The 25774-nt window shown below is 69.9% G+C and carries 27 protein-coding genes and 1 riboswitch; of the genes, 13 read left to right on the plus strand and 14 right to left on the minus strand.

Annotated features, from left to right (window positions below; all coding sequences use genetic code 11):
- Together ACFYWJ_RS07205 and ACFYWJ_RS07210 are read right to left on the minus strand one after the other, a co-directional pair.
- The gene (locus tag ACFYWJ_RS07205) at window positions 1-699 is read right to left on the minus strand and encodes a DedA family protein (protein WP_355274738.1); all 699 of its coding nucleotides are present in this window, start codon (window positions 697-699) and stop codon (window positions 1-3) included.
- 4 nt (window positions 700-703) lie between these two features.
- Window positions 704-1366: a VTT domain-containing protein gene (locus tag ACFYWJ_RS07210; protein WP_355275405.1), complete on the minus strand. Its 663-nt coding sequence runs from the start codon at window positions 1364-1366 to the stop codon at window positions 704-706.
- A 167-nt stretch (window positions 1367-1533) separates the two neighbouring features.
- On the opposite strand from ACFYWJ_RS07210, the gene fbaA reads away from it, so the two are divergent.
- Both fbaA and ACFYWJ_RS07220 read left to right on the plus strand, forming a co-directional pair.
- Window positions 1534-2571, plus strand: a complete 1038-nt coding sequence (fbaA, locus tag ACFYWJ_RS07215; RefSeq protein WP_355274735.1) for a class II fructose-bisphosphate aldolase — start codon at window positions 1534-1536, stop codon at window positions 2569-2571.
- A 37-nt stretch (window positions 2572-2608) separates the two neighbouring features.
- Window positions 2609-3727: a BTAD domain-containing putative transcriptional regulator gene (locus tag ACFYWJ_RS07220; protein ID WP_355274732.1), complete on the plus strand. Its 1119-nt coding sequence runs from the start codon at window positions 2609-2611 to the stop codon at window positions 3725-3727.
- Between the two features lie 31 nt (window positions 3728-3758).
- Here ACFYWJ_RS07220 and ACFYWJ_RS07225 read toward each other — a convergent pair whose 3' ends face one another.
- Window positions 3759-4817: a fused (3R)-hydroxyacyl-ACP dehydratase subunits HadA/HadB gene (locus ACFYWJ_RS07225; RefSeq protein ID WP_355274729.1), complete on the minus strand. Its 1059-nt coding sequence runs from the start codon at window positions 4815-4817 to the stop codon at window positions 3759-3761.
- A gap of 99 nt (window positions 4818-4916) precedes the next feature.
- The gene (locus tag ACFYWJ_RS07230) at window positions 4917-6101 is read right to left on the minus strand and encodes a hypothetical protein (RefSeq protein ID WP_355274727.1); all 1185 of its coding nucleotides are present in this window, start codon (window positions 6099-6101) and stop codon (window positions 4917-4919) included.
- A gap of 2029 nt (window positions 6102-8130) precedes the next feature.
- On the opposite strand from ACFYWJ_RS07230, the gene ACFYWJ_RS07235 reads away from it, so the two are divergent.
- The 3 genes from ACFYWJ_RS07235 (at window position 8131) to ACFYWJ_RS07245 (ending at window position 10055) form a co-directional block, all read left to right on the plus strand.
- Window positions 8131-8301: a hypothetical protein gene (locus ACFYWJ_RS07235; protein ID WP_355274724.1), complete on the plus strand. Its 171-nt coding sequence runs from the start codon at window positions 8131-8133 to the stop codon at window positions 8299-8301.
- A gap of 127 nt (window positions 8302-8428) precedes the next feature.
- The gene (locus tag ACFYWJ_RS07240; protein ID WP_355274722.1) at window positions 8429-8863 is read left to right on the plus strand and encodes a DUF3151 domain-containing protein; all 435 of its coding nucleotides are present in this window, start codon (window positions 8429-8431) and stop codon (window positions 8861-8863) included.
- A gap of 25 nt (window positions 8864-8888) precedes the next feature.
- Window positions 8889-10055, plus strand: coding sequence for an FUSC family protein (locus ACFYWJ_RS07245; RefSeq protein ID WP_355274720.1), 1167 nt, complete (start codon window positions 8889-8891; stop codon window positions 10053-10055).
- Window positions 10056-10059: 4 nt separating this feature from the next.
- Here the strand turns inward: ACFYWJ_RS07245 and ACFYWJ_RS07250 are convergent, their stop codons facing one another.
- From ACFYWJ_RS07250 to ACFYWJ_RS07260, 3 genes are read right to left on the minus strand one after another with little or no spacing between them, the layout of a single operon-like run.
- Window positions 10060-10914, minus strand: coding sequence for a glycosyltransferase (locus ACFYWJ_RS07250; protein WP_355274718.1), 855 nt, complete (start codon window positions 10912-10914; stop codon window positions 10060-10062).
- A gap of 43 nt (window positions 10915-10957) precedes the next feature.
- Complete coding sequence (locus ACFYWJ_RS07255; protein WP_355274716.1) at window positions 10958-11746, minus strand: site-2 protease family protein; 789 nt, start codon at window positions 11744-11746, stop codon at window positions 10958-10960.
- Window positions 11743-12372, minus strand: a complete 630-nt coding sequence (locus ACFYWJ_RS07260) for a hypothetical protein (protein WP_355274714.1) — start codon at window positions 12370-12372, stop codon at window positions 11743-11745. The genes ACFYWJ_RS07255 and ACFYWJ_RS07260 overlap by 4 nt, the downstream gene beginning before the upstream one ends.
- Window positions 12373-12645: 273 nt before the next feature.
- Between ACFYWJ_RS07260 and ACFYWJ_RS07265 the strand changes: the two genes are divergently transcribed.
- From ACFYWJ_RS07265 to ACFYWJ_RS07275, 3 genes are all read left to right on the plus strand, one after another.
- Complete coding sequence (locus tag ACFYWJ_RS07265; RefSeq protein WP_355274712.1) at window positions 12646-13935, plus strand: adenylosuccinate synthase; 1290 nt, start codon at window positions 12646-12648, stop codon at window positions 13933-13935.
- A gap of 206 nt (window positions 13936-14141) precedes the next feature.
- Window positions 14142-15014, plus strand: a complete 873-nt coding sequence (locus ACFYWJ_RS07270; protein ID WP_355274710.1) for a hypothetical protein — start codon at window positions 14142-14144, stop codon at window positions 15012-15014.
- 90 nt (window positions 15015-15104) lie between these two features.
- The gene (locus ACFYWJ_RS07275; protein ID WP_355274708.1) at window positions 15105-15398 is read left to right on the plus strand and encodes a hypothetical protein; all 294 of its coding nucleotides are present in this window, start codon (window positions 15105-15107) and stop codon (window positions 15396-15398) included.
- A 13-nt stretch (window positions 15399-15411) separates the two neighbouring features.
- On the opposite strand, the gene ACFYWJ_RS07280 is transcribed toward ACFYWJ_RS07275, so the two are convergent.
- The 3 genes from ACFYWJ_RS07280 to ACFYWJ_RS07290 all read right to left on the minus strand — a co-directional run bounded on the left by ACFYWJ_RS07280 (window position 15412) and on the right by ACFYWJ_RS07290 (window position 17281).
- Window positions 15412-16230 carry an alpha/beta hydrolase gene (locus ACFYWJ_RS07280; RefSeq protein ID WP_355274706.1) on the minus strand — a complete coding sequence of 273 codons (819 nt, stop codon included), beginning with the start codon at window positions 16228-16230 and terminating at the stop codon, window positions 15412-15414.
- Between the two features lie 155 nt (window positions 16231-16385).
- On the minus strand, window positions 16386-16949 hold the full coding sequence (locus ACFYWJ_RS07285) for a methylated-DNA--[protein]-cysteine S-methyltransferase (RefSeq protein ID WP_355274703.1): 564 nt from the start codon (window positions 16947-16949) through the stop codon (window positions 16386-16388).
- A 47-nt stretch (window positions 16950-16996) separates the two neighbouring features.
- The gene (locus ACFYWJ_RS07290) at window positions 16997-17281 is read right to left on the minus strand and encodes a hypothetical protein (protein WP_355274701.1); all 285 of its coding nucleotides are present in this window, start codon (window positions 17279-17281) and stop codon (window positions 16997-16999) included.
- 61 nt (window positions 17282-17342) lie between these two features.
- On the opposite strand from ACFYWJ_RS07290, the gene ACFYWJ_RS07295 reads away from it, so the two are divergent.
- Complete coding sequence (locus ACFYWJ_RS07295; RefSeq protein WP_355274699.1) at window positions 17343-18845, plus strand: PLP-dependent aminotransferase family protein; 1503 nt, start codon at window positions 17343-17345, stop codon at window positions 18843-18845.
- A 1-nt stretch (window position 18846) separates the two neighbouring features.
- On the opposite strand, the gene ACFYWJ_RS07300 is transcribed toward ACFYWJ_RS07295, so the two are convergent.
- Entirely contained in the window at window positions 18847-19206 is a 360-nt protein-coding gene (locus ACFYWJ_RS07300; protein ID WP_355274696.1) for a hypothetical protein, read from the minus strand.
- Between the two features lie 78 nt (window positions 19207-19284).
- On the minus strand, window positions 19285-20379 hold the full coding sequence (locus ACFYWJ_RS07305) for a CaiB/BaiF CoA-transferase family protein (protein WP_355274694.1): 1095 nt from the start codon (window positions 20377-20379) through the stop codon (window positions 19285-19287).
- Between the two features lie 127 nt (window positions 20380-20506).
- On the opposite strand from ACFYWJ_RS07305, the gene ACFYWJ_RS07310 reads away from it, so the two are divergent.
- Window positions 20507-20989, plus strand: coding sequence for a DUF456 domain-containing protein (locus ACFYWJ_RS07310; RefSeq protein ID WP_355274691.1), 483 nt, complete (start codon window positions 20507-20509; stop codon window positions 20987-20989).
- A gap of 1 nt (window position 20990) precedes the next feature.
- Here ACFYWJ_RS07310 and ACFYWJ_RS07315 read toward each other — a convergent pair whose 3' ends face one another.
- A complete protein-coding gene (locus tag ACFYWJ_RS07315) occupies window positions 20991-21857 on the minus strand; it encodes an amidohydrolase family protein (RefSeq protein ID WP_355274688.1) in 867 nt (288 codons plus the stop codon).
- Window positions 21858-21914: 57 nt separating this feature from the next.
- Window positions 21915-23303, minus strand: coding sequence for an FAD-dependent oxidoreductase (locus tag ACFYWJ_RS07320; RefSeq protein ID WP_357342248.1), 1389 nt, complete (start codon window positions 23301-23303; stop codon window positions 21915-21917).
- A gap of 189 nt (window positions 23304-23492) precedes the next feature.
- Between ACFYWJ_RS07320 and ACFYWJ_RS07325 the strand changes: the two genes are divergently transcribed.
- The 3 genes from ACFYWJ_RS07325 (at window position 23493) to ACFYWJ_RS07335 (ending at window position 25768) form a co-directional block, all read left to right on the plus strand.
- A complete protein-coding gene (locus tag ACFYWJ_RS07325; protein WP_355274596.1) occupies window positions 23493-23951 on the plus strand; it encodes a hypothetical protein in 459 nt (152 codons plus the stop codon).
- Between the two features lie 46 nt (window positions 23952-23997).
- Window positions 23998-24115, plus strand: a riboswitch (SAM riboswitch).
- Between the two features lie 17 nt (window positions 24116-24132).
- The gene (locus ACFYWJ_RS07330; RefSeq protein WP_355274593.1) at window positions 24133-24549 is read left to right on the plus strand and encodes a rhodanese-like domain-containing protein; all 417 of its coding nucleotides are present in this window, start codon (window positions 24133-24135) and stop codon (window positions 24547-24549) included.
- Between the two features lie 10 nt (window positions 24550-24559).
- Complete coding sequence (locus tag ACFYWJ_RS07335) at window positions 24560-25768, plus strand: O-succinylhomoserine sulfhydrylase (protein WP_355274590.1); 1209 nt, start codon at window positions 24560-24562, stop codon at window positions 25766-25768.
- The last annotated feature ends 6 nt before the right edge of the window (window positions 25769-25774 follow it).

A 25774-nucleotide genomic window follows, 5' to 3' on the forward strand; every position in this document is an offset into this window, starting at 1 on the left:
TCAGCGCTCGGCCTCGCCGACGACGCTGGGCGCCCGCTCGACATCGAAGTCCTCGGCCGGCTTGGCCATCTCCTGGCGGTAGTGGCGCAGGCCCAGGATCGTGCCGATGATCAGGCCGACGATCATCGTGCCGATCACCGCGGGCATCAGCCACGGCACCTGCTCGAGGAACTCGCCCGCGTAGTAGCCGATCAGCAGCAGCACCGGGGCCCAGATGATCGCGCCGAGGGTGCTGGCGACGGTGTAGCGGCGATGGTCCATCCCGGCCGCGCCCGCCACCATCGGGCACAGCGTGCGCACCCAGGGAATCCAGCGCGCCACCAGCACGGCGAGGAAGCCGTGTTTCTCCAGCAGCGCGGTGACCTTGGCCAGATTCCTGGTGTTGATATAGCGGCCGTTCTTGCGCGCGACCAGGTGATGCCCGGTGCGCTGGCCCACAACATAGCCCACCTGGTTACCCGCGATCGCGGCCACCATGGTGCCCAGCGACAAGGCCCAGACCTGGGCTTCGCCGTTGGCGTGCGAGGCCATCACGATGCCTGCGGTGATCAGCATCGAGTCACCGGGCAGGAACAGCCCGATGATGAAGGCGCATTCGAGGAAGACGAAGACGAGTACAACCGTCCAGACCACGGCGGGGCCTGCCGAGATCAGTGGATCGAAGCTGCCCAGTGCCAGGGTCGACGGTACTGCGGTCACTTGCTCAGCGGATCTCGTTCGCCGAAGCGGCCAGCTCGGCGGCGGGCGCGTCCTCGGTGGGCGCGGTACCGCGACGCTTGTCGAGCACCTTCTTACCGACGGTGATGATCGCGGGCAGGATCGAGACGAACACGATCAGCAGGAAGATGCCCTCGATGTGGTCGCGGATGAAGGGCACGTTGCCGAGGAAGTAGCCGAGCACCGTGACGCCGCCACCCCAGAGCACCGCGCCGACGATGTCGAACGCCACGTACTTGCGGTAGTCCATCTTGGACACCCCGGCCAGCACCGGCATGAACGTGCGCACGATGGGCACGAACCTGGCCAGGATGATGGTCTTGGGGCCGTGCTTCTCGAAGAACTCGTGCGTCTCGGTGATGTACTGCTTCTTGAAGAAGCGGCTGTCCTCCTTGCGGAAGATCGCCGGACCGATCCGCCTGCCGATCCAGTAGGCGCACTGGTCACCGGCGAACGCGACGAGGATCACCAGCGGCACGAGCACCCAGATGGAGACCGGCGGGTTCGGCTGCGCGGCGAGCATGCCGCCGGTGAACAGCAGCGAGTCACCGGGCAGCAACGGGAACAGCAGACCGGTCTCGATGAAGACGATCGCCAGGATGGCGGGTAGGACCGCGTTCTTGAGCCAGGTCTCCTGGAGCAGATACATCGGGTCCAGCAACTGGGTCAACGCAAGGTTGTTCGTCACCGCATCGGATACCGCCAGCAAAGTCACGGCCCCCACAGTACCGGGCGAATCTGTGACATGAGTGGCCCACAGTAGGCTGACGCCTGACAGAATTGGTTTTTCGCTCCCCACACACGGAGGTCACTGCTGTGCCTATCGCGACTCCGGAGGTCTACGCCGAGATGCTCGGCCGGGCCAAGGCGCACTCGTTCGCATTCCCGGCTATCAACTGCACTTCGTCGGAGACGATCAACGCCGCCATCAAGGGCTTCGCGGACGCGGGCAGCGACGGGATCATCCAGTTCTCGACCGGTGGCGCCGAGTTCGGCTCCGGTCTCGGCGTGAAGGACATGGTCACCGGCGCGGTGGCGCTGGCCGAGTTCGCGCACGTGGTGGCGGCCAGGTACGACGTGACCATCGCGCTGCACACCGACCACTGCCCCAAGGACAAGCTGGACACCTACGTGCGTCCGCTGCTGGCCATCTCGCAGGAGCGGGTGAACAACGGCCTGAACCCGCTGTTCCAGTCGCACATGTGGGACGGCTCGGCCATCCCGATCGACGAGAACCTCGAGATCGCCAAGGAGCTGCTGAAGCTCTCGAAGTCCGCCAACATCATCCTCGAGGTCGAGATCGGCGTCGTCGGTGGCGAGGAAGACGGCGTCGAGGCCGAGATCAACGACAAGCTCTACACCTCGCCCGAGGACTTCGAGAAGACCATCGACGCGCTCGGCGCCGGGGAGAACGGCAAGTACCTGCTGGCCGCCACCTTCGGCAACGTGCACGGCGTGTACAAGCCGGGCAACGTGGTGCTCAAGCCCGAGGTGCTGGCCGAGGGCCAGCGCGTCGCGGCCGCCAAGCTGGCGCTGCCCGAGGGCTCGCAGCCGTTCGACTTCGTCTTCCACGGTGGTTCGGGCTCGCTGAAGTCCGAGATCGAGGACTCGCTGCGCTACGGCGTCGTGAAGATGAACGTCGACACCGACACCCAGTACGCCTTCACCCGCCCGGTCGCCGGCCACATGTTCGCCAACTACGACGGTGTGCTGAAGATCGACGGTGAGGTCGGCAACAAGAAGGTCTACGACCCGCGCAGCTACCTGAAGAAGGCCGAGACCTCGATGGCCGCGCGCGTCGTCGAGGCCTGCAACGACCTGAAGTCGGCCGGACGCTCCGTCAGCGGTTCCTGATCGGCCTTTTCGCGACAATCAAACGGGGCCCGAGCTCATGAGTCTTGATGTCCGTGTGCTCGGGCCCGTTCGACTGCTGGTCGGCGGTGAGCCGGTGGCGGTCGGCGGGCCCAAGCCGCGCGCTCTGCTAGCCGCGCTCACCGTCAATCGACGGCGCGCGGTGTCTTCTGCCGTCCTGGCCGAGATGGTCTGGAACGAGGATCCGCCGGACTCCTACGCCGCCAGCCTGCAGGTGTTCGTCTCGAACATCCGCAAGGCCCTGCGCAACGCGGGCATCGACTCGGCTCAGGTCCTGCGCACCGAGGGTGCGGGCTATCGGCTCGAGATCCCGGACACCGCGTGCGATCTCGGCCGCTTCGAGAACGCGCGCGAGGCGGGGAGCCGCTGCCTGGAGGTGGGCGACCACCCCGGCGCGGCCAATCTGTTCGGCGCTGCGCTGCGGGAGTGGTCCGGCCGCGCGCTGGCCGACCTGGCCGGGCTGCAGTTCGCCGACGGTTTCGCCACGGCGATGGACGAGGAGCGGCTGCTGGCCGTCTCCGCCCGCGTCGACGCCGAGATCGCTTGCGGCCGAGCGTCTTCGGTGATCGGTGAGCTGGTCTCGATGACCAACGAGCACCCGCTGCGCGAGCCGCTGTGGGGTCAGCTGATCACCGCGCTCTACCTGTCCGGGCGCCAGGCCGACGCGCTGGAGGCGTGCCGCCGGGTGCGCGCCGTGCTGGCCGAGGAACTCGGCATCGACCCCGGTGCCGCGCTGATCGACCTGGAACAGCGGGTGCTGCGGCAGGAACCGCTGAATGTGGTGGAGGCCAAGCGATCCGAGCAGCTCGCGGCCGCGATGACCGAGACGGTCACCGAGGTGCCGCGCTCGATCCGCAACGGCAATCTGCGCTTCGCCGACGGCCGCACCATCCCGATTCCGCACGGCGGCTTACGGATCGGCCGGATGACCGACAACGAGCTGGTCCTCGACGACCCGAAGGCCAGCCGCTACCACGCCCACATCATGCCGAGCCGCGCCGGCCTGCTGATCAAGGATCTGCATTCGGCCAACGGCGTCTACGTGAACGAGGTGCCGATCGACAGCGGCGCCCTGCTCGCCGACGGCGACCTCATCCGCATCGGCGCGACGATCCTGACGTTCATCGCGGTGGCCTAGGCGATTCGCCCGGGCCACCGGCGATCAGCGGCTAGGTGAGGCGGACTTCTGCGACGGCGCGGCCGAAGAGCTTGCGGCCCTCGGAGATTCCGCTCAGCAGGATGGTGGCGCCACGGCGCTCCGGGTCGACCGACTTGACCTTGCCGGAGAACTCGATGACGCCCGCGGCGGCAGGCGGCACCGGCACGAAACCGGAGAAGCGCACGGCCAGCTTCGCGATGGCGGTCGGGTCGCCGAGCCAGTCGCTCAGGTACTGGGCGGCCAGGCCCATGGTGAGCAGGCCGTGGGCCACGACGGTCGGCAGGCCCGCCAGTTCGGCGGCGCGATCGCTGAAGTGGATCGGGTTCGGGTCGCCGGAGACGCCGGCGTAGTTGGCCAGGTCGCCGCGGGTCACCTTGGCGATGCCCGCGGGCAGTTCGTCGCCCTTGGCCACGGAGCCGAACTCGGGGACGGTGTTGACCGGCGCGAACTCACGTTCCGGGGTGGCGGGTGCGGGGCCGGTGCGGCGGATCAGGATGTCGTCGGTGTCGACGCCGGCGATGGCCGCCGGGCGGGCGTGCATGCTGATGTTCTCGACGGCCTCGACGATGTTCGGGTCCACCTCGACACCGCGGCGGGCCACGATGGTGGTGGTGCCCTGCACGGCGATCTGGTCGTCGGAGTTGATCAGCTTGAAGCCGACGTTGACGAAGTCGTTGTCGCCGAACTGGCGGATCGACTCGATCTCGATCTCGGTGCGGATCCGGTCGCCGGCCAGCATGGGCCGGTAGATCTCGAAGACCTGGTCGGTCTGCAGCACCTGGGAGAGGTCGTACTCGGTGAGCACGCTGTCGAGCAGCGCCCTGGTGGCGCTCATCCCGATCACCGAGGCGAAGGTCGGTGGCGCGATGACGCCGTCGTACCCGAGCTTGCGCGCGTCGACTTCCTGGTGGTGGGCGGGGTGCGTGTTCTGCACGGCCCTGGCGAATTCGCGGATCTTCTCGCGGCCGACCTCGTAGTGATCGCGGAAACCGAAGCGCTGGCCGACCAGCGCCGCGTCCGGGACCACAGCTTCGGTGCCCGGCGGCGACACTGTCTGTTCCCTGCTCATGATCCGGAAAATGTTACTCGAGTACCCAAGCGGATGACCAGTTATGTGTGACCCGTCATAGCGGCCATGAACTGCCGCTACGACGGGTCGACACCGCCGCTACGGGGTGCCCGCGGGGTCGCAGACCTTCCAGCTACCGTCGGTGCGCTGCAGGTCGAAGGTCCGCGCGGTCCGCTTCGCCGGATCGGCCGAGGTGTACACGGTCGCCTCGGCCAGCGCGGTGTCGCCTGTGATGCGCACCGCATCCACGCTGGCGACGACCGGGATGGAACCGCGCTCGGTCGAGAGCTGGTGCACGCCCTTGAACTGGTCGGCGGTGATGCCCTGGTAGAAGTCGTGCAGCTGGCCGCACGTGCTCGACCGCAGGTCGTCCAGGTCGCCGGAGCCCAGCGCGTCGGCGTAGGCGCCGATCGCGGTGCGGACCTGGCCCTCCGGCGAGTTGTCCCCGCCGGTCATCAGCGTCACCACGGTCACGATCAGGGCGATGACCAGCACCGCGGCACCTGCCGCCGCCAGCAGCCAGCGCTTCGAGCGGGCCGGCTTGTCGGCCGCGGGCTCCTGCGGAGCCTCGATCCGCTGCGGCGGCGCGACCGGGCGCGGTGCCTCCGGCGGCGCGACCTGACGCTTGCCCTCGGCCAGCTGCTGCGCGGGGCGCGTCGGCTGGATGTCGGCGGGCGACGGCGCCGACGCCGGCTTGGGCGGGGCGATCGGCGCGCGCGGCGGCGACGGCTGGGTCTCCTCGACCCCCGGCCCGTGCGGCCCGGCGGGTCCCTGATGCCCGGCCTGCCGCGGCCCCGCGGGCCCACGCGGCGTGTTCGGCGGCGGCGTCATCGGCCTGCCACCCGACGGCGGCACCACCCGATCCGTCCCCTGCGGCCGCTGCACCGGCATGGCGGTGGTCGGCGCGTCCGCCGGATTCACCACCCGCATCGCGATCGTCTGATCCTCCGACGCGGGCACCTCACCCCCGCCCTTGCGCAACGAGGCAGCACCCGCCGCCCCGGCCGCCGCAGCGCCCGCCGCCGCAGCGGCAGCGCCCGCCGCCGCAGCGGCAGCGCCCGGCCGATTTCCCGCGTCCGCGCCGGGTCGGCCTTCCTGCTTGGCACCCGCTCCCTGCGGCGTGCCCTTGTCGCCGGAACCCGCTGCGGTCTGGAACTTCTCGGTCGCGTCGAAATCCCGAGACCTCGAAACACCCTCGCCGGCGACAACTCCGGAGATCGTGGGCGCGTCGGCATCCGCCTGCGCGGCATCGGCACCGCGTGGACCGCCGGTGTTCGCCCCCACCCCGCCTGCCCCCGGACCCGCGGCCGCCGATCCGTCGGCCCCGGTGCCGTCTGCCGCCGCAGCAGCATCAGTGCCGCCGGCCGAGCGGCTACCGTCCGCCGCAGCATCAGCGCCGGCAGCCGAGCGGCCGCTTGCGGATGCAGCGGTCTGGGCGGCAGCGCCTGCGGCCGCCGCGGATCCTGCCTTCATCGCAGCGCTGTCGTTCGCCCCCGCAGAGCCCGTCGCTACCGAATCAGCATCTCCGACAGCGGAGTTCGATCCATCCGCCGCAGCGCCCGCGCCGGTCTGTGAGCCAGCAACGTTGGCACCTGCGCTCGATGCCGCGCCAGCGCCTGCCGCGCCAGCGCCCGCGCCCTCGCCTGCGCCACTTGCGGCCGCCTCACCTGCGCCTGGCCCACCTGCGCCTGGCCCACCTGCGCCTGGCCCACCCGCGCCTGCGCCCGCCGTGCCTGGCCCGCCTGTGCCTGTCGCGCCTGTGCCTGTCGCGCCTGCGCCAGCGGCACCTGCGCCTACACCTGCGGTATCCGCGCCTGCGGCGCCTGTGCTGGTCGGTGAGCCTGCTGCTGCTGCATCGGCACCCGCCGTGGTGTCGGCATCCGGCGACTCGCCACTTCGAGTCGCATCGGTCGCATCGGCGGTTGTGGCATCGATGTCTGAGGCTGCGGCGCTGCGGTCCGCTTGTGCTGAGTCTTCAGGGGTGCCGGTGGCCGCGTCTGCCGCCTGGTCCGTGTCGGAATCGCGTGCGCCAACGGCGGCCGCTCCGGCGAGGGCCGCGCCGACCGCGACGCCTGCTGCTGCGGCAGTTTCCTTGCCGGGCTTCGCGTCCGGCTTCGACGGGCGGTCGGCCTGGTTCATCTCGGCGGTCGAGATGTCGGCCTGGGCGGCCCGGGACTGTGCGCTCGGGACCTTGACGGTGCGGTCGTCGGCCGAATCACCCTTGGTGGTGGACGGTTTCCGGCCCGGGATCGACATCGCCGTGGTGGGTGCGTCCGGTCCGGCGAGGTCGGCGGGGCGCTCGTTGCCGCGTCCCGCCGGGTCCACACCGCTCTGGTTCGCGCGATCCCCACCGGGCAGGCCCTGCGAGAGACCAGCCAGCGGCGAGGCCCCGGCCGGGGCGCCACCACCGTTGCCCGGACCCGAAACGGGCTGTCCGCCAGGCGCATTGCCGGGTCGACCACCGGCTGGTGCGCCCGGCGCGCGACCCACCTGCGGTGCGCCCGGACCCGAAGGCCGTTGCGGGCCAGGCGGATTACCGGGTCCGGATGCCTGCGGTCCACGGGTGTCCGAGGGGCGCTGAGCGCCGGGACCCGCAGGCCGCTGGCCGCCGGGCGCATTGCTCGGGCCGAAGCCCTGCTGCGGGCCGGGACCGCCAGGGCGCTGTCCGCCGAGTGCGTTGCCGGGACCGCCGGGGCGCTGTCCGCCAGGTGCGTTGCCGGGGCCGGAGGGCTGCTGCCCGCCGGGACGACCGAGGGGCCCGCCGGGGGCGTTGCCCGGACCGAAGGCCGGACGACCACCTGGCGCGTCGGTGGGACGGCCGATCGGCGCGCCGGGTCCACCCTGGGGGCGAGGTCCGGCGGGCGGGTTGCCCGGGCCGTTGGGACGGCTGCCGGGGCCTGAAGGCTGCTGTCCGGCAGCCGGGTTCGAGGAACGGACCGGCTGGGCTCGGCGTGGCGGAGGTGCGGCGGGTTCTGCCTGCGGGCGCGGGCCACCGGGGCGCCCCGGCGGCTGCTGTCCGGCCGGTGGGTTGCCCGGCCGCTGGCCGCCGGGTGCGGACGGCTGGTGGCCGCCGGGGCCGTTCGCGGGTCGTTCGGACGACTGGCGTCCGCCGGGCGCGTTCGTATGTCGCTCGGTCGACTGGTCATCGGGGCGCAGGCCACCGGTCGCGTTGCCGGGTCCCGACGAGGAACTGCCCGATCCGCCCGAAGGACCGGCCGCGTCACCGGCCGAGTCGGCAGCCCGTCCGGACGGGCTCGAACCCTGCCCGGCCGCACCCGGCAGATCACCGCGGCGGATGACCACGGTCTCCGTGGTGCCTGGGGGAACGGTCGGCCTGCCCGGTTCGGTGACCGCTTCGGGGGTCGACTTGGGCGCGCCGGTCGACGGCGCGGTGCTCGACGAATCGGCGCCGCGCTGGGCGGTCGCGCCGGGCTCGGCAGATTCGGCTGCCGCGTTGTTCTCGTCGGTCGGGTCGGACACCTAGTACCCCTCGCTCAGGCTCGAACGTTCCACTCGCGCCTCAGCCTAGTGCGCGTCGCGCCGAGGGGTTCGCCGATCGCCTCGCGGCGGGCCGGGCGACGTCGTGACGGGCCGCGGTGCACAATGAACCCATGACCTCCTTCGGTGACCTGCTCGGACCGCAGCCGGTCCTCCTTCCCGAATTGATCGACGCCGAGGACGCCATCGCGGCGGGCGCCGACCCGGTGAAGGTCGCCGCCGATCATCCGGCCGCGTCGATCGCCTGGGCGCAACTGGCCGAGGCCTCGCTCGAGCGCGCCGGCGACGAGGTCACCCACGACACCGTCGCCGCCTACGCCTTCGCCCGCACCGGCTACCACCGCGGCCTCGACCTGCTGCGCCGCAACGGCTGGAAGGGTTTCGGCCCGGTCCCGTGGAATCACGAGCCGAACCAGGGTTTCCTGCGCAGCGTCGGCGCGCTGGCCAGGGCGGCCAAGCTCATCGGCGAGACCGAGGAATACGCCCGCTGCCTGGACCTGCTCGAGGACTGCGATCCGCACGCGGCGGCCGAACTCGGCCTGGATTGAGCGAGCGACCGGATCCGAGCCGTAGGTGAGCGATCCCCATTCCGTCGTCGCCGCGGCGACTCCGGTCGTCACCGCCGCCAAGGACAGCACCGTCGATCGCCTGAAGGCGTCGGCGGTGCGACTGCGTCTGTCGACCATCCCGATCATCCAGTGCTCGCTCGGCGCGGCGCTGGCGTGGTTCATCGCGCACAACGTCATCGGGCATCCCGACCCGTTCTTCGCGCCCACCGCCGCGGTCGTCTCGATCGGCATCTCCTTCGGCGCCCGGATCCGGCGCTCGGTGGAGCTGGTGGTCGGGGTCGCCGTCGGCATCGGCATCGGTGACCTGTTCATCGCCCAGGTCGGCACCGGGGTCTGGCAGGTGGGCCTGGTGGTCGCCGCCGCGATGGCGTGCTCGGTATTCCTCGACGGCGGCTCGATCATCACCATCCAGGCCGCTGGGTCGGCGGTGCTGGTCTCGACGCTGAGTCAATCGCCGGGGGCGGGCCCGAGCCGGATGATCGACGCCCTGGTCGGCGGGCTGGTCGGCGTGCTCATGGTCGGGCTGATCCCGCTGCATCCGGTGCGCCGGGCCCGCGAGCACGCGGCCGACGTGCTGTCGGTGATGAGCAAGTCGATGATCACCTGCGCCGACGGCCTGCTCGAGCAGGACTCGGACAAGGTGCACGAGTCGCTGACCGCGGTGCGCGCCACCCAGAAGCAGATCGACGCCCTGCGCTCGGCGCTGGAGGGCGGTCGCGAGGTCAGCCGGATCTCGCCGCTGTACTGGAACTCCCGCAAGCGCCTGGCCCGCATCCATTCGGCGGCCGACCCGCTCGACAACGCCGTCCGCAATACCCGGGTGCTGCTGCGCCGTTCCCTGACCCTCGTCCGCGACGACGAGGTGCTCGACCCCCGCCTGATCGACCTGGTCGACCAGCTCGGCAACGCCACCGATGTGGTCCGCAGGATGATGCTGGCCGATCCGGGCGAGCAGCCCGATCAGGCCGAGGCCACCCGCGCGCTGCGCAGCGTCGCCAAGAAGGCCAGGCCCGAACTCGTTGTCGGGGCCGGTCTTTCGGCGCACGTGGTGTTCGCGCAGATCCGGTCGATCGTGGTGGATCTGATGGTCGTGTGCGGGATGCAGCGCATCTCGGCGATGGCGCTGCTCCCGCCCACCGTGCCCAATCCGTATGTGACGCCCGAAGAGTGAGGGATCAGTCGCCGACGGGGGAGACCCTGGGGCGGCCGGGACGCAGCGTGAACCGCTTGCGGTCGAAGTCCCACACCCGGTAGATCGGCCACTGCGAGGTGTGCATCACCCAGGCGCCGGTGATCACGGCGCGGTGGAAGCCCACCACGTTGTAGCCCTGGTTGGCGATGGTCTCCAGGCCACGCAGCTGGTACTTCCACCAGACGCTCGGCGGGGTCTGGCGGCGGCGCGCCGAGATCTCCGCGCGCAGCTGCGGCAGCTGGTCGATGCGCAGCTTCGCCTTGGTCAGGCAGAGCGCGAGGTCGAGGTCTTCGTGCAGGTCGCGACGGGTGGTGGTGTCCGTGTGCACCTGCTCCCACGCGGTCCGCCGGATCGCCATATTGGCGCCGTGCACATTGCCGACGGGCTGGTGCTTGATCAGGCCGAGGCGCTGCTGGCCACCGATCGCGGCGGCGAGGAAGAAGCCGATCGGGGAGTCGTGGTAGGTGCTGATGCCGGTCACCGCGACGGTGTCCGGATGCGCGTCGAGGTGCGCGCGCACGGTGGCGCCCCAGTCGGGCGCGACCATGGTGTCGGCGTCGATGCGGCCGAGGTAGTCGCCGCGCGCCTTGTCGAAGCCGGTGTTGCGGGCGTGCGCGACGCCGGGATTCGGCTCGTCGATCAGCTCGATCTTCGGATGTCGGGCGGCTAGCTCGGCGACGATCTCCCTGGTGCGGTCGGTGCTGCCGTTGTCGACGACGACGATCTCGTCGATGGCGTCCTGACCGACCAGCCGCTCCAGGCAGGCGGCGATGACCGAGGCTTCGTCGAGTACCGGGATGACGACAGAGAGGACTACGGGCGATTCGGTGGTGCCCATACGCGTTTCCGTTCCAGAGTCGAGGTTGACCGGCGACAGGCTATCAACGCCAGAAGCGGGTCATGTGGCTACCGTAGGCAGCCCACCCGTCAGGTACCCCGGAAAGTTCGAACAAAGCGTAAACAGCGTCGAAAAACACCCGGCTCAATGGTGTGAAGAAGATGACAGCGAAGAGAACGAGCATTCCGTAGGGCTTGATCTGGTCGAGCGACCGCCGGGTCTCGTAGCTCAGCGAGGGCTCGATGATCCCGAACCCGTCCAGGCCCGGCACCGGCAGGATGTTCAGCAGAAACGCGGTGATCTGCAAGAACGCCAGGAAACTGAGCCCACACCAGAACCCGGCGTGCTCCTGCATCGTCCCGAACGCGCGGATCACCACGAGCAGCACCACCGCGCACAGCAGATTGGACGCCGGACCGACCGCGCTGACCAGCCGCTGCACCGCCGAGCGGAATCGGGTCGTGTCCACATACACCGCGCCGCCGGGCAATCCGATACCGCCGAGCGCGATGAAAATCAGCGGCAATCCGATCGAGAGCACCGGGTGGCTGTATTTCAGCGGATTCAGGGTGAGATATCCCCGCACTTCCACTTCATGATCACCCGCGCGCCACGCGACATAGGCGTGCGCGAATTCGTGCAGGCACAGGCTGATGATCCAGCCGAACACCACGAGCACGAACACGCCGACCTTGGCGCGCACCGACTCGATGTCGGCGTCCCAGGCGAGCGCGCCGCCGAGCACGGTGATCAACACGATGAGCAGGAAGACCGGGCTCGGGCGGACGGCGCTGTGGCCGGTCCGCCTGCCGGTGGGGAAGGAAGACGTCATCGCACCAGGAGCCAGGGTTGTTCGAAGCGGTAGAAGGTCGAGCGGGGCACCTTGCGTTCGGTGGTGATCCCGTCGCGGGTGACGATCGCGCCCGGCGTGCCGAGCTGCGCGGCGCGACCCGACACCCAGGTGCGCTTGCGGAAGCCCTTGCGGACCCTGGCGCGGACACCGGGCATCGTCATCGTCGGTGAGATCAGCATGGTCGTCACGATGCCGGTGAACAGCAGCGTGTCGTCGACGTAGGCCTCGCCCTCGAGCTTGGCGCCGTCGATGCCGGTGATGCTGGCCCGGCCGACGAGCACGGTGCCGGTGTCGTCGCGGATCAGCGGGGTCTCGATGGCCCGGCCCTCCAGCGCGATCTTCGCGGCGGCGTTGCCGGTCGCGGTCTGATAGACCCGCGAGGCGTAGGTCGTCTCGACCGGGACGAACCCGACCTCGACGTGCAGGCGTTCGGTGCGCATCAGATGGGTGAGCACGGCGGCCAGGGCGGCGTCGGAGCCGAGCACGATCAGGCGCGGCAGGCTGTCGGCGGCCAGCACCGGCAGCAGCTCATCGATCACGGCGGTATCGGGCACCGGCTCGGTCTGCGTGGTCGGCTGCGAGGCCAGCGCGATCGGGACCGGCATGTCACCACATCGGAGAACGTGGGTACTCAAACTGCGGTACACCCTCCTCGGTCGGGTCGACGGTGTGTCGCCCTCGAACACGGCCAAACCCCCTGCCGGCAAGTAACCGTAACCGATCGTGGCACCCGGAGCGGCCGGGGGTCGGCGTGCTCGGACAGGGCAGGTCGGAGGGCCCTGATCAGGCGTCGACTAGACTGTGTCTCCGGCCACCGCCTCAATCGGCAGGTAGCTGCAGTACACCGTGTGCTGCCGTCGATCTGTAGGAGACGCGAAATGCCGGCAATCGTCCTCATCGGCGCCCAATGGGGCGACGAGGGTAAGGGCAAAGCTACCGACCTGCTCGGTGAGCGGTTGCAGTGGGTCGTTCGTTACCAGGGCGGCAACAACGCAGGCCACACGGTCGTGCTCCCCAACGGCGACAAGTTCGCGCTGCACCTGATCCCGTCCGGCATCCTCACCCCCGGTGTGCAGAACGTCATCGGCAACGGTGTCGTGGTCGATCCCGGCGTGCTGCTCGAGGAGCTGGCCGGTCTGGAAGAGCGCGGGGTGGACACCTCCGGCCTGCTGCTCTCGGCCGACGCGCACCTGATCATGCCGTACCACGTGGCCATCGATAAGGTCGCCGAGCGCTTCCTCGGCAGCCGCAAGATCGGCACCACCGGCCGTGGCATCGGCCCCTGCTACCAGGACAAGGTCGCCCGCGTCGGCGTCCGCGTCGCCGACGTGCTGGACGAGAAGATCCTCACCCAGAAGGTCGAGGCCGCACTGGAATTCAAGAACCAGGTGCTGGTGAAGATCTACAACCGCCGCGCGCTGGACCCGCAGCAGGTGGTCGACGAGGTGCTCGGCCAGGCCGAGTCGTTCAAGCACCGCATCGCCGACACCCGCCTCGAGCTGAACCTGGCGCTCGAGCGTGGCGACACCATCCTGCTGGAAGGCTCGCAGGGCACCCTGCTCGACGTCGACCACGGCACCTACCCGTTCGTCACCTCGTCCAACCCGACCTCGGGCGGCGCGGCGGTCGGTTCCGGCATCGGCCCGAACAAGATCGACACGGTGCTCGGCATCCTCAAGTGCTACACCACCCGCGTCGGCTCCGGCCCGTTCCCGACCGAGCTGTTCGACAACTTCGGCGAGTTCCTGGCCAAGCAGGGCGGCGAGGTGGGTGTCACCACCGGCCGCGCCCGGCGCTGCGGCTGGTTCGACGCGGTGATCAGCCGCTACGCCACCCGCGTCAACGGCATCACCGACTACTTCCTCACCAAGCTCGACGTGCTGTCGGGCCTGGACACCGTGCCGATCTGCGTCGCGTACGAGATCGACGGCGAGCGGGTCGAGCAGATGCCGACCACCCAGACCGAGTTCCACCACGCCAAGCCGATCTACGAGGAGATGCCCGGCTGGTGGGAGGACATCTCGCACGCCCGCACCTTCGAGGAGCTGCCCGCCAACGCGCAGGCGTATGTGCTGCGGCTGGAAGAGCTTTCGGGCGCGCGCATCTCGTGCATCGGCGTCGGCCCCGGCCGCGATCAGACGATCGTGCGCCACGACGTGCTGGGCTGAGTTTCCTTCGCGAATGGCCCCTTCCCGTGCTCGGGGAGGGGCCATTTTCGCAGTTCAGGGTCGACACGCGCGAGTGATGTCGACTCGCTATCGATTTGACAGCATCCGCTCGGCTACCGCTATCGTCGCTGCGCGGTACGCGGGGACGTGCCGCACTGTGTCGAGTGTGTGAGTGGGTGTTCGGCGTGATCCGTCGGTCCGATGATGTGAACTCTTCGACGGCGCGGCGGGTCGCTCGCCCGCTCGTCGGCGTGCTGCCGATGGCGCTGGCCGTCGCCTGTGCCGGTGTCGCGATCGCAGTGCCGCAGCCGGGGATCAACCCGGAACAGCCCGGCGTGAACACGCCGGCGCCCGCCGACGACGGCCGTTCCGATCTGGCGAACTTCGACGTTCCCGACACCCTGGAGCGCCTCGCCCCCGAACGCCCGGAATCGCGTCCGGTGCCCGAGTACACCGCCCCGCCGCCGCCGATCGTCATCGAGGAGCTGCACCTCCCTGAGCCGGTCGAGCCCGTGGCGCCCATCGCCCCGCCCCCGCGCACCCTGCGCGTCGGCGACTTCACCAGCCCCGTCCCCGACGAGGTTCCCGGCGAGGTCCTCGACGGCGTGAACACCACCGCCGCCGATGTCGAGGCCGCCATCGCCACCCAGGGCCGCTCGATCGGCATCAACCCCAGCCGCTCCGACAAGATCGCCGCCGCGACGGTCGGTGGCGCGCTGGCCGGTGCGGCCCTCGTCGGTGTCCCCGCCGCCGCCGTCGGCGCCGTGGGCGGTGGCGTGATCGGCGCCGGAATCGGTGCCGGTGTCGGCTTCGCGGTCGGTGCCGCGGGCACCGCGGGCGCGACCGCGATCCTCGCCGGTGCGGCCGCCATTCCCACCGCCGGCGCCGGCGCGCTCCCCGCTATCGCCGGCGGCTTCGCCGCTGCGTGGCCGATCGCGGCGGCGACCACCGGGGCAGGCGCCGCGATCGGTGCCGCCGCGGGCGCGGCCGTCGGCGCCGCGGCGCTCGGAATCCCCGCCGCGGCTGCCGGTGCGGTCGCGGGCGGTGTGCTCGGCAGCGGCTACGGCGCCACGCTCTAGACGCTGAACCGGGCGGTGTCCACCGCGCCGCCCTGGGCAGGCCGGACCCTCGGTAGTACCGTCGAGTCGGGTTTCGGACGGAGGTGACGGATGACGGTGCGCGCGGGTCTGGCCTTGTCAGCGCTGGTGACGGTCGCTGTCGTGTCCGGCTGCTCGTCGCCCAGCGAGACAACGCCGCCACCCAGCCCGGCGCCGGTGAGTTCGGTGCTCCCGCCCGCGCAGACCCTCGCGCCGTCGCAACAGCGCAACGAGCGCATCCGGGGCATGCTGTACACGGCGGGCTGCACCAGCAACGCCTGCGTCCAGACCTACTTCGCCTGTATGGACGGCTACCTCACCGGCGAGCCCTGCCAGTTCTACCGCGATCACCCACCGCCACCCTGATCAGCAGGTCCGTTCAGGGGGTGGCGGTGAGGAAATCGCCGATCGCGGGGGCCAGGATCGAGATCTTCGGGTTGTGACTCACGCCGGGGAGTTCGGCGAAGGTCGCGTCGGGCAGGGCCGCGGCCGCGGCCTTGGCGCCCCGGGTGAGCATCGGGGAGGTGCGGTCGCCCGCGAGGACGAGGACCGGGACCTTCACCTCGCTCCAGTCGGCGGGATCGAGCGACTTGCCGAGCATGAACGGCCGCATCACCGCCCAGTCGTGGGCCGTCGAATTCGAGGTCGCGGCAAGGTTTTTCCAGAACGGGGTCAGCCGCATCGCGGAGACCATCAGCCACGGCATGCCCATCGCCTTGGTCATGTAGTACCGCACCGTCTTGTTGCGCTTGTCCGCGGCGATCATCGGATGCAGCTTGTCGGCCAGGTTCTTCGGCGGCACATGGTCTTTCGGGTCGACGACGAACGGCGGCTCGAATGCGACCACCGCGGTCACCCCCGCCACCTCGCGCGCGGCGAGCAGTGCCAGCGCGGCGCCCGAGGACCAGCCGAACAGCGCCGCGTTCCCGCCCGCGGCCTCGACCAGCGCGGCGATGTCGGCGATCTCGTTGGCCACGTCGTACACGCCGGGGGAGTCGGCGCTGTCACCGCGCCCGCGCCGGTCGTAGTTGAGCACCGTCAGACCGAAATCGGTCGCCAGGGTCTGCGCGAGCTCGACCATGGTCGTGTACTCGCGGTAGCTGAACGCCCCGCCGATCAGGATGACGGTGCCCGCCGTTCCGTCCCCGACCCGGTCGTAGGCAATCGTGGTGCCGTCGGCCGACGTCACAGTCTGCATCGTGGTTCCTCTCGCATTCGGGCCGTGTGACCACCGGACTCGACGGTACGCGATCGCGTCCATCGCAGGTCGGCACGGGTTTCCCGAGGTGCGCGTGCTGCGCCACCGTCCATGCGGACGCACCCGGCGACCGGGAACTCATCGGTCGGACCGGGTCAGAACAGCATCGGCTCGCCGAAGCCGGGCGTGCGCTCGATCTCCAGCAGCCGGGCCTTGGTGCCGATGCCGCCGGGTGCGGAGAAGCCGTGCAGCGCGTGGTCGGCGGCGAGCACGCGGTGACACGGGATGATGAGCGGAATGGGGTTGCGGCCCAGCGCCTGTCCGACGGCCTGGGCCGAGCCGGGAGCACCGAGACGGATGGCGATGTCGCCGTAGCTGAGGGTGTGGCCGGGGTCGATGTCGCGGGTGACGGCGTACACGCCCCGGTAGAACTCGGGCACGCCGCGCAGGTCGACGTCGATCCAGCGCAGGGTGTCCAGCGTGCCCGCCAGGTGCGCGCGGATGCCCGTGATCGCCGCGGTGATCACGGGTCCCGGCTCGTCCTCGACGACCGGCGCGCCCGCCAGCGGCCTGGTGATCCGGGCGAGCGTCTCCTCTTCGCTCGCCTCGGGCAGCTGGAACCGCACGACGGTGTCGCCGTGCCAGGCGATGGCGCACAGGCCGATCGCGGTGTCGAACAGTGCCGCGGCAACCGGTTCGGTCCGGGTTCCGGAACTCATGAGCACAGTGTGCGCCGACCCGGTGACAGATTCGGGTCCGCCCCCGGTCACGCGGCGAGTGGCCCGCGCTCACCGGCCTCGAGAAGGCCAGTTTCCGGCAACTGGACTGGACTGGTTTCCGTGGCCTTCTGCGCTTCGCCCAGCGGCTCGTCGTCGTGTACCCGCACGGCATCGAGGTCGCGGAAAAGTCGCTGGTCATCATAGGTGCCGAAGGCGCGGTCGTGCGGCGAGGACTGGAACGGCCAGAACGGCAGCTCGCCCTGTTTCGGGGAGAAGTGGTAGACCGCGTATCCGAAGGCGGCGGCGACGGCGAGGGCGAGAAAAGTGGTCATGACGTAAGAATCCTCCGACTGGCCTTGCCTAGAAATATCCACTTACGGAATACTGGACTTCATGGCGACAAGAGTGATCGGCGCGTCCGGCTTGGCCCGCGACCTCGGCCGGTGGCGTGACCCCGAAACCGACGGCGATTCCCCCGAGCGCCGTCCGCACCGGCCCGCCTATCTGGCCCTGGCCGAGGCCATCCGGCTGCTGATCCACGACGGCCGCGCCCCGCTCGGCGTCGCGCTGCCCAGCGAGCGCGATCTGGCCGCCACCCTCGGCGTCAGCCGCACGACGATCACCTCCACCTACTCGCTGCTGCGCGAGCACGGCTACCTGATCAGCCGCCAGGGTTCGCGCAGCACGGTGGCGCTGCCGCCGGCGATCCAGCACGACGGTTCCAAGCCCGCCCGCGGCATCATGGCCCTGATGGCCCAGCCCGAGCTGCCGACCATCGATATGACCTACGCGGCCATGTCGGCACCGCCGGAACTGCACGACGCGTATTCCGCCGCGCTGCAAGGCATCCCGGCCTACCTCGGCACCCACGGCATGGACCCGGTCGGCGTGCTGGCCCTGCGCGAGGCGCTGGCCCGTCGCTACACCGCCCGCGGCCTGCCCACCGAACCCGACCAGATCCTGGTGACCCTCGGCGCTCAGCACGGCCTGCGGCTGCTGCTCAACGTGCTCACCTCGCCCGCCGCGCGCGTGCTGATCGAGCACCCGAGCTACCCGAACGCCATCGAGGCCATCCGCGATGTCGGCGCCCGCCCGATCCCGGTGCCGCTGCGGCCCGAATCACCGCACGCCGGTTGGGATCTCGACGGGCTGCGCAGCACCGCCAGGCAGACCGCGGCGACGCTGGCCTACCTGGTCCCCGACTTCAACAACCCCACCGGCCTGCTGCTCGACGCCGACGGCCGCGCCGAACTGGCGGCCATCGCCCGCGACACCAGGATGACCATCGTCGTCGACGAGTCGATGAGCGAGCTGAACCTGTCCGGCGACACCATGCCGCCGCCGGTCGCCGCGTTCGCCAAGGGCCCGGAGATCATCACCATCGGCTCGGCGTCGAAGTCGTTCTGGGGTGGCCTGCGGGTCGGCTGGATCCGCACCAACCAGGCGCTGATCACCAAGCTGCTCGGCATCCGCGCCACCGTCGACCTCGGCACCCCGGTGATGGACCAGCTCGCCACCGTGCACCTGCTCGAGCACGCCGAACCGATCCTGGCGCGCCGTCGCGAGCAGCTGCGTGCCCAGCGCACCGCCCTGCTCGACGCCGTCGCCGAGGATCTCCCCGGCTGGCACATCACGCCCGGCGCCGGTGGCATGTCGGTGTGGGCGCAGCTGCCGAGCCCGGTGTCGACGGCACTGGCCGCCACCGCGCCCAATCACGGCGTATTGCTCGCCGCCGGACCGCGTTTCGGCGTCCAGGGCGCGTTCGAGCGGTTCCTGCGCCTGCCCTTCACCCACCCGGAGGCCGAGCTGCGCCTGGCCGTGAAATCCATCGCCGCCGCCTACGACGCGCTGACCCCGCGCGCCGCCGATCCGCTCCAGCCGCTCACCTGCTACTGAGTCAGCCGAATCCGCACGAGTGGTAGGTGGCCGGGTGCGGCCGCACGGTCTCGTACCCGGCGCCGAGCATGAACAGCGTCGAGATCACGATGGCCACGGTGGTGAGCGGCACGGCGACGCCGCCGCGCGCGGACGGATAGCGGAACAGCAGCATCAGCAGGCACACCAGCGCGATGGTGGTGGCCGCCAGCAGCCCGGCCGCGAGCCCGTTGAGCAGGCTGACCGTGATCGGGACCGGCAGGTCGCTGCGGCAACGGGATTCGGCGAGCTGCGCGTGGCGATCGTCGAGCAGGGCCTCGGCCACCGCGAAGGCGAGCAGCGCGGCGCCGAAGGTGGTGACCGCGATCAGCGCGGTGAGCACCTTCGGTGGCCGGTGGCCGGTTCGGATCCGTGGCCTGTCGTCGATAGTCGCTGAGACTACCGACGACAGGCCGGAGAATCAGTCAGCCCAGACCGATTCGATCGGTGTCGTCTCCGACGGCGGCGGGGTCGGCACGCCGCCGGGGGTGCGGGAGAACCGCGGCGCGGGCGCGTGCTGGACGACGCCCTCGATCTCGATCAGGCCGGTACGGGCCGCGATGTGCGGATTCTCGGTGGCCTCGGTGAAGGTGAGCACCGGGGTGGTGCAGGCGTCGGTGCCGTCGAAGATCGCGGCCCACTCGTCGCGGGTCTTGGTCTTGAACTTGTCCGCGAACAGCTTGCGCAGCTGGTCCTGCCCGTTCGGGTCGAGCTGCATCGGCAGGCCCTCCGCGTCGATCTCCAGCCCGGCCAGCAGCTGGGCGTAGAACTGCGGCTCGATCGCGCCGACGGCCATGTACTTGCCGTCGGAGGTCTCGTAGGTGTCGTAGAACGCCATGCCGGTGTCGAGCAGGTTGGTGCCGCGCTCGTCGGACCACAGGCCGACCCCGCGCATGCCCCACATCATGTGCGAAAGGGCAAGCGCGCCATCGACCATCGCGGCGTCGATGACCTGGCCCTGCCCGGAGCTCTGCCGCTCGACCAGCGCGGCCAGCACGCCGAACACCAGGAACATCGAGCCGCCACCGAAGTCGCCGACCATGTTCAGCGGCGGCACCGGCCGCTCACCCTTGCGGCCGATGGCGTTGAGCACACCGGTCAGCGAGATGTAGTTGATGTCGTGGCCTGCGCGATCGGCGAGCGGACCGTACTGGCCCCAGCCGGTCATCCGGCCGTAGACCAGGCGCGGGTTGCGGGCCAGCGCGTCGTCGGGGCCGAGGCCCATGCGCTCGGTGACGCCGGGGCGGAAGCCCTCGAGCAGCACATCGGCCCGCTCGACCAGGTCGAGGATCTTGGCGACGTCGGCCGGATCCTTCAGGTTCGCCTCGACGATGGTCCGGCCGCGCCACTGCGGTCGCTCCATGTATCCGGGCATCATGCCGGGACGCTGCACGCGGACCACATCGGCGCCGAGATCGGCCAGCAGTAGCGCGGCGTGGGGACCGGGCCCGATGCCGGCCAGCTCGATGACCTTGATACCCGCGAGGGGTCCCTGCTTGGCGGCGGACTCGCTCACACCTGACCTCTGTTCATCGTCGAACGGTATTGACACATTGACAATAGCGTCGGGATGGCGAGCCGGGTAGGGCATGGGTCAGAATTCCGGTGGCGCGACTCGGCGCCACAATGGGAGGAACCCGGTAGTGAGCGTGTGGGGTGAGGTCATTGTAGGCCTCGTCATTCTGGTCGGCCTGATCGGTGTGATCGTACCGATTCTGCCCGGCGTCATTCTGATCTTCGCGGCAATCGCGGTGTGGGCCTTCATGACCGGTGGCAGCACCGCGTGGACGGTGCTCGCGATCGCCTCGGTCGCGCTGGTCATCTCCGGCGTCGTCAAGTACACCTGGCCGGGCAGGCGGATGCGCGAGGCGGGGGTGTCGAACAAGGCGCTGCTGTTCGGCGCGGTCCTCGGGGTCGTCGGCTTCTTCGTCATCCCGATCGTCGGCCTGTTCATCGGCTTCGTGCTCGGCGTGTACCTGGCCGAGCTGTACCGGTTGAAGACCAACGAGCTGGCCTGGCCCGCGACGCTGCACGCGCTCAAGGGTGTCGGCCTGTCGATGCTGGTCGAGCTGTTCGGCGCGCTGATCGCCGCCGGTGTCTGGTTCACCGGCGCGATGCTGGCCTGAGTTATTCGATGACCGGCAGCGGGCGGGTGTGCTCGCCCGCGCCGGGCAGTTCGTCGCGGGGGATCGGCACGGTCGGATTGTCGGTGCGCGGGATCGGCGTCGTCGGCAGCGGATCGGCCGTTGATCGGTCCGCGATCGGCAGCCGGTAGAACTCCCTGGCGTTGTCCTCGAGCACCGCGTGCAGGTCGGCGCCGACCACCTGCCAGATCAGTTCGACATCGGCGTCGGCGAACGGCCTGCCCGCCCTGGTGCCGGGCAGGTCGCTGCCGAACATCAGCGCGCCGGGGTTGACGGCGTGGATGCGGCGCAGCGTCTCGGCCACGTCCATGTCGACCCGGCCGAAACCGGTGGCCTTCACCCTTGCGCCGCGATCGACCAGATCCAGCAGGTAGGGCAGGCCCTCCTCGGACATGCCGAGGTGGTCGATGGACAGCGCGGGCAGTTTCGAGATCACCGGTTGCAGCGAGGCCAGCATCTGGCCGTCGATGTAGAGCTCCACGTGCCAGCCGGCCAGCTCGTGCGCGCGCAGCGCCTGCAACGTCATCTCGGTGATGTCGGCGGCGGCGCGCTTGAGATTGAACCGGAGCGCGCGCACGCCGGCGCGATCCAGCTCGATGATCTCGTCGTCGGTGGCGTCCAGATCCAGCCGGGTGACCCCGACCCAGTCCTCACCGAGGGCCGCCAGCGCGGCCTTCAGATAGGACTGGTCGGAACCCTGGAACGACGCGCTGACCACCGCACCACCGCGAACATGGAAGTGCTCCATCCGCTTTCGGTAGTCCGCGATGGTGTAGGGGTCGGGCAGATAGCCTTCGTTCTCGATCAGCGGGAACCGCGGATCGATGATGTGGACGTGGGCATCGAACACTTGTACAGAATGCCTCGAGTTCGGCGGAATGGAACAGTTCGGGCCCGACGTCCGTGGCTAGACCTTGTTCGGCTCGGAGGCGCGCAGCATGTCCTCGCGCTCCACGACCTTGACGCGCTCACGGCCTTCGGGCTCGCCGAGGGCGCGCTCGTGGGCGTCGAGGCGGTACCAGCCCGCCCAGGTGGTGAACGGGATGCCCTTGCTCTCGAGGAACGTGGTGACCGCGTCCAGCTCGGGCTGCGGCGCCGGGGCGAAGTCCTTGGCGTCGTCGAGCAGGCAGGCGATGGTCTCGTTGGCGTCGCCCTTGGTGTGGCCGATGAGGCCGACCGGGCCGCGCTTGATCCAGCCGGTCACGTAGGTGGCGGGCATGAAGCGGGCGTCGCCCTCTGCGGTCTCGTCGGAGATCACGCGACCGGCCTCGTTCGGCACGGTGCCGGCCTGGTCGTCGAACGGCAGCTGGGTGATGTTCTGCGACAGGTAGCCGACGGCGCGGTAGATGGCCTGCACGTCCCACTGCTTGAACTCGCCGGTGCCCTTGACGTTGCCGGTGCCGTCGAGCTGGGTGCGCTCGGTCTTGAGGCCGACGACCTTGCCGTCCTCGCCGATGACCTCGGCCGGGGACTCGAAGAAGTGCAGGAACAGCTTGTGCGGGCGGTTGCCCTGATCGCGGATCGCCCACTGCTCGAGCGTGTTGGCGACCATGTCGACCTGCTTGGAGTTGCGGCGCGCGGCCTCGGAGCCCTCGTCGTAGTCGATGTCCTCGGGGTCGACGATGACCTCGATCGTCGGCGAGTGGTCGAGCTCGCGCAGCTCGAGCGGGGTGAACTTGGCCTGGGCGGGACCACGACGGCCGAAGACATGGACCTCGACGGCCTTGTTGGCCTTCAAACCCTTGTAGACGTTCGGCGGGATCTCCGTGGGCAGCAGTTCGTCACCGGTCTTGGCCAGCACACGGGCCACGTCGAGGGCGACGTTGCCGACACCGAGCACGGCGACCTTCTCCGCCTCGAGCGGCCACGAACGCGGCACGTCGGGGTGACCGTCGTACCAGGACACGAAGTCCGCGGCACCGTAGGAGCCGTCGAGGTCGATACCCGGGATCGGCAGGGCGCGGTCGGCGTTGGCGCCGGTGGAGAAGATGACCGCGTCGTAGAACTGACGCAGGTCGTCGAGGGTGATGTCGGTGCCGTAGTCGATGTTGCCGAGCAGGCGCACCTGGTCCTTGTCGAGGACCTTGTGCAGGGCGGTGATGATGCCCTTGATGCGCGGGTGGTCGGGCGCGACGCCGTAGCGGATCAGGCCGAAGGGCGCGGGCATGCGCTCGTAGAGGTCGATGCTGACATCGGCATCGGACTTCATCAATGCGTCGGCGGCGTAGATACCGGCCGGTCCTGCGCCCACGATCGCAATGCGGAGCGGGCGGGTCGCTGCACTCTGTTCGGTCATTTTCTACGCGCACCCTTTGGTCGAGAACTGTTGACGGCGTCAATTTAGCTTAGGCTAAGTTGACGATCCGGCTGCTGGCAGCCGCCTTCGAGATCGGCGGCACACCGCATTCTGGCGATTCTATCTGCGGCGTTGTGGCCACCCGGCGTGCGGTGTGGTTGCCCGCACCTGGTCTGTCAGGATTACAGCATGAACGAGGAGCAGACAGGCTCGGAAGACCAGCCCATCGTGGTGGATCAGACCGACAAGCGTTCCATCGTCCCGTTCGTCGCGGCCGCGGTGATCGCGGTGATCGTGCTCGTCGGCATCGTGCTCGGCGGGCTGCTCTCGCCCGCTGAGAAAAATGTCACAGAGGCCGACCGGCTCGCGGCCGCCGTCACCAACTATATCGACGCGCGCTCGCGCAGTGAGTTGCGTCCGCCGCCCGGTGTCGCCTGCCCCGGCTTCGACGAGGAGAAGTCGGGCCTGTCGGAACGGCTCGGTGGCCCGAAATCGGAAGTGACGATCGACAAGAAGGGTTTCGACAAGGCGACGGTGAACGGTGACCGGGCCAAGATCGACGCCACCGTGCGGATCGGCGACACGTCGTCCACCAGCACCTGGAACCTGACCAGGGTGGATGGCAACTGGCTGGTCTGCACCCCGTAGAACTGTTTGACACGGTGACCTCCGCCGGGGCAATCTCAGATCGCAAGGTCATGAGTACCAGCGCCAAGCCCCGGCTCGCTGGTCGGCAACCCTCCTCCGCGGTGGGGTGCTCCGGGTGACGACCTGGCCGTGTGCCCGGAGAACCGGCACGGCAAGAGCGGATTCACGCAGGAGGTTCGACATGACTTACGCCGGCGACATCACCCCTGAGAAGGCGTGGGAGATCCTGACCGAGCACCCCGACGCGGTGCTGGTCGACGTGCGCACCGAAGGCGAGTGGGCACAGATCGGCATCCCCGACACCAGCTCGATCGAGCGCCCGGCCCACTTCATCGAGTGGGTCGACGGCACCGGGACCCGCAATCCGAACTTCGGCGCGCAGCTCGAGCAGGCGCTGGCCGGGCGGCCGGACGACGCGCCCGTGGTGTTCCTGTGTCGCTCCGGTCAGCGCTCCATCGGCGCGGCGACCGTGGCGACGGCGGCGGGCTTCACCCCGTCCTACAACGTGCTGGACGGTTTCGAGGGCGGCCCCGACGCGTTCGGGCAGCGCGGCAGCGTCGGCTGGCGCGCGGTCGGCCTGCCGTGGCGTCAGGCATAAGGAGAAACGCATGATCACCGGTGGTTCGTTCGACAAGCCACTGCCCGAGGGCGTCGGCCCGGCCACTCTCGGCGTCCGCGGCGGGCTGCGCCGCTCCGGCTTCGAGGAGACCTCCGAGGCGCTCTACCTGACCTCGGGCTTCGTCTACGAGAGCGCCGAGGCCGCCGAGGCGTCGTTCACCGGCGAGGTCGAGCACTTCGTCTACTCCCGCTACGGCAACCCGACCGTGGCCATGTTCGAGGAGCGCATCCGGCTGCTCGACGGCGCCGAGGCCGCGTTCGCGACCGCCTCGGGCATGTCCGCGGTGTTCACGGCGCTGGGCGCGCTGCTGAAGGCGGGCGACCGCCTCGTCGCCGCCCGCAGCCTGTTCGGCTCCTGCTTCGTGGTGTGCAACGAGATCCTGCCGCGCTGGGGCGTGGAGACCGTCTTCGTCGACGGTGACGACCTCGAGCAGTGGGAGCAGGCGCTCTCGGTGCCCACCCAGGCTGTGTTCTTCGAGACCCCGGCCAACCCGATGCAGACCCTGGTGGACGTCCGCAAGGTCACCGAGCTCGCGCACGCCGCGGGCGCGAAGGTGGTGCTGGACAACGTCTTCGCCACCCCGCTGCTGCAGCGCGGCTTCGAACTCGGCGCCGACGTGGTGGTCTACTCGGGCACCAAGCACATCGACGGCCAGGGCCGCGTGCTCGGCGGCGCCATCCTCGGCGCCCAGGACTACATCGACGGCCCGGTGAAGAACCTGATGCGCCACACCGGCCCCGCGCTGAGCCCGTTCAACGCCTGGACCCTGCTCAAGGGCCTCGAGACCATGCCGCTGCGCGTGCGCCAGTCCACCGAATCCGCGCTGAAGGTCGCCAAGTTCCTGGAGACGAACAAGTCCGTGAACTGGGTGAAATACCCCTTCCTGGAATCGCATCCGCAGCACGCCCTCGCCACCGCGCAGATGTCCGGCGGCGGCACCGTCGTCACCTTCGAGCTGGCAGGCGACGACGGCAAGAAGCGCGCCTTCGAGGTCCTCAACCGCCTGCGCATCATCGACATCTCCAACAACCTCGGCGACGCGAAGACCCTGATCACCCACCCCGCCACCACCACCCACCGCGCGATGGGCCCCGAGGGCCGCGCGTCGATAGGCCTGTCCGATGGCGTGGTCCGCATCTCGGTCGGCCTCGAGGACATCGAAGACCTCCTCGGCGACCTCGACCACGCCCTGAGCTGAAAACCC

This window comes from Nocardia sp. NPDC003269 (genome assembly GCF_042888005.1).
Lineage (GTDB): Bacteria > Actinomycetota > Actinomycetes > Mycobacteriales > Mycobacteriaceae > Nocardia.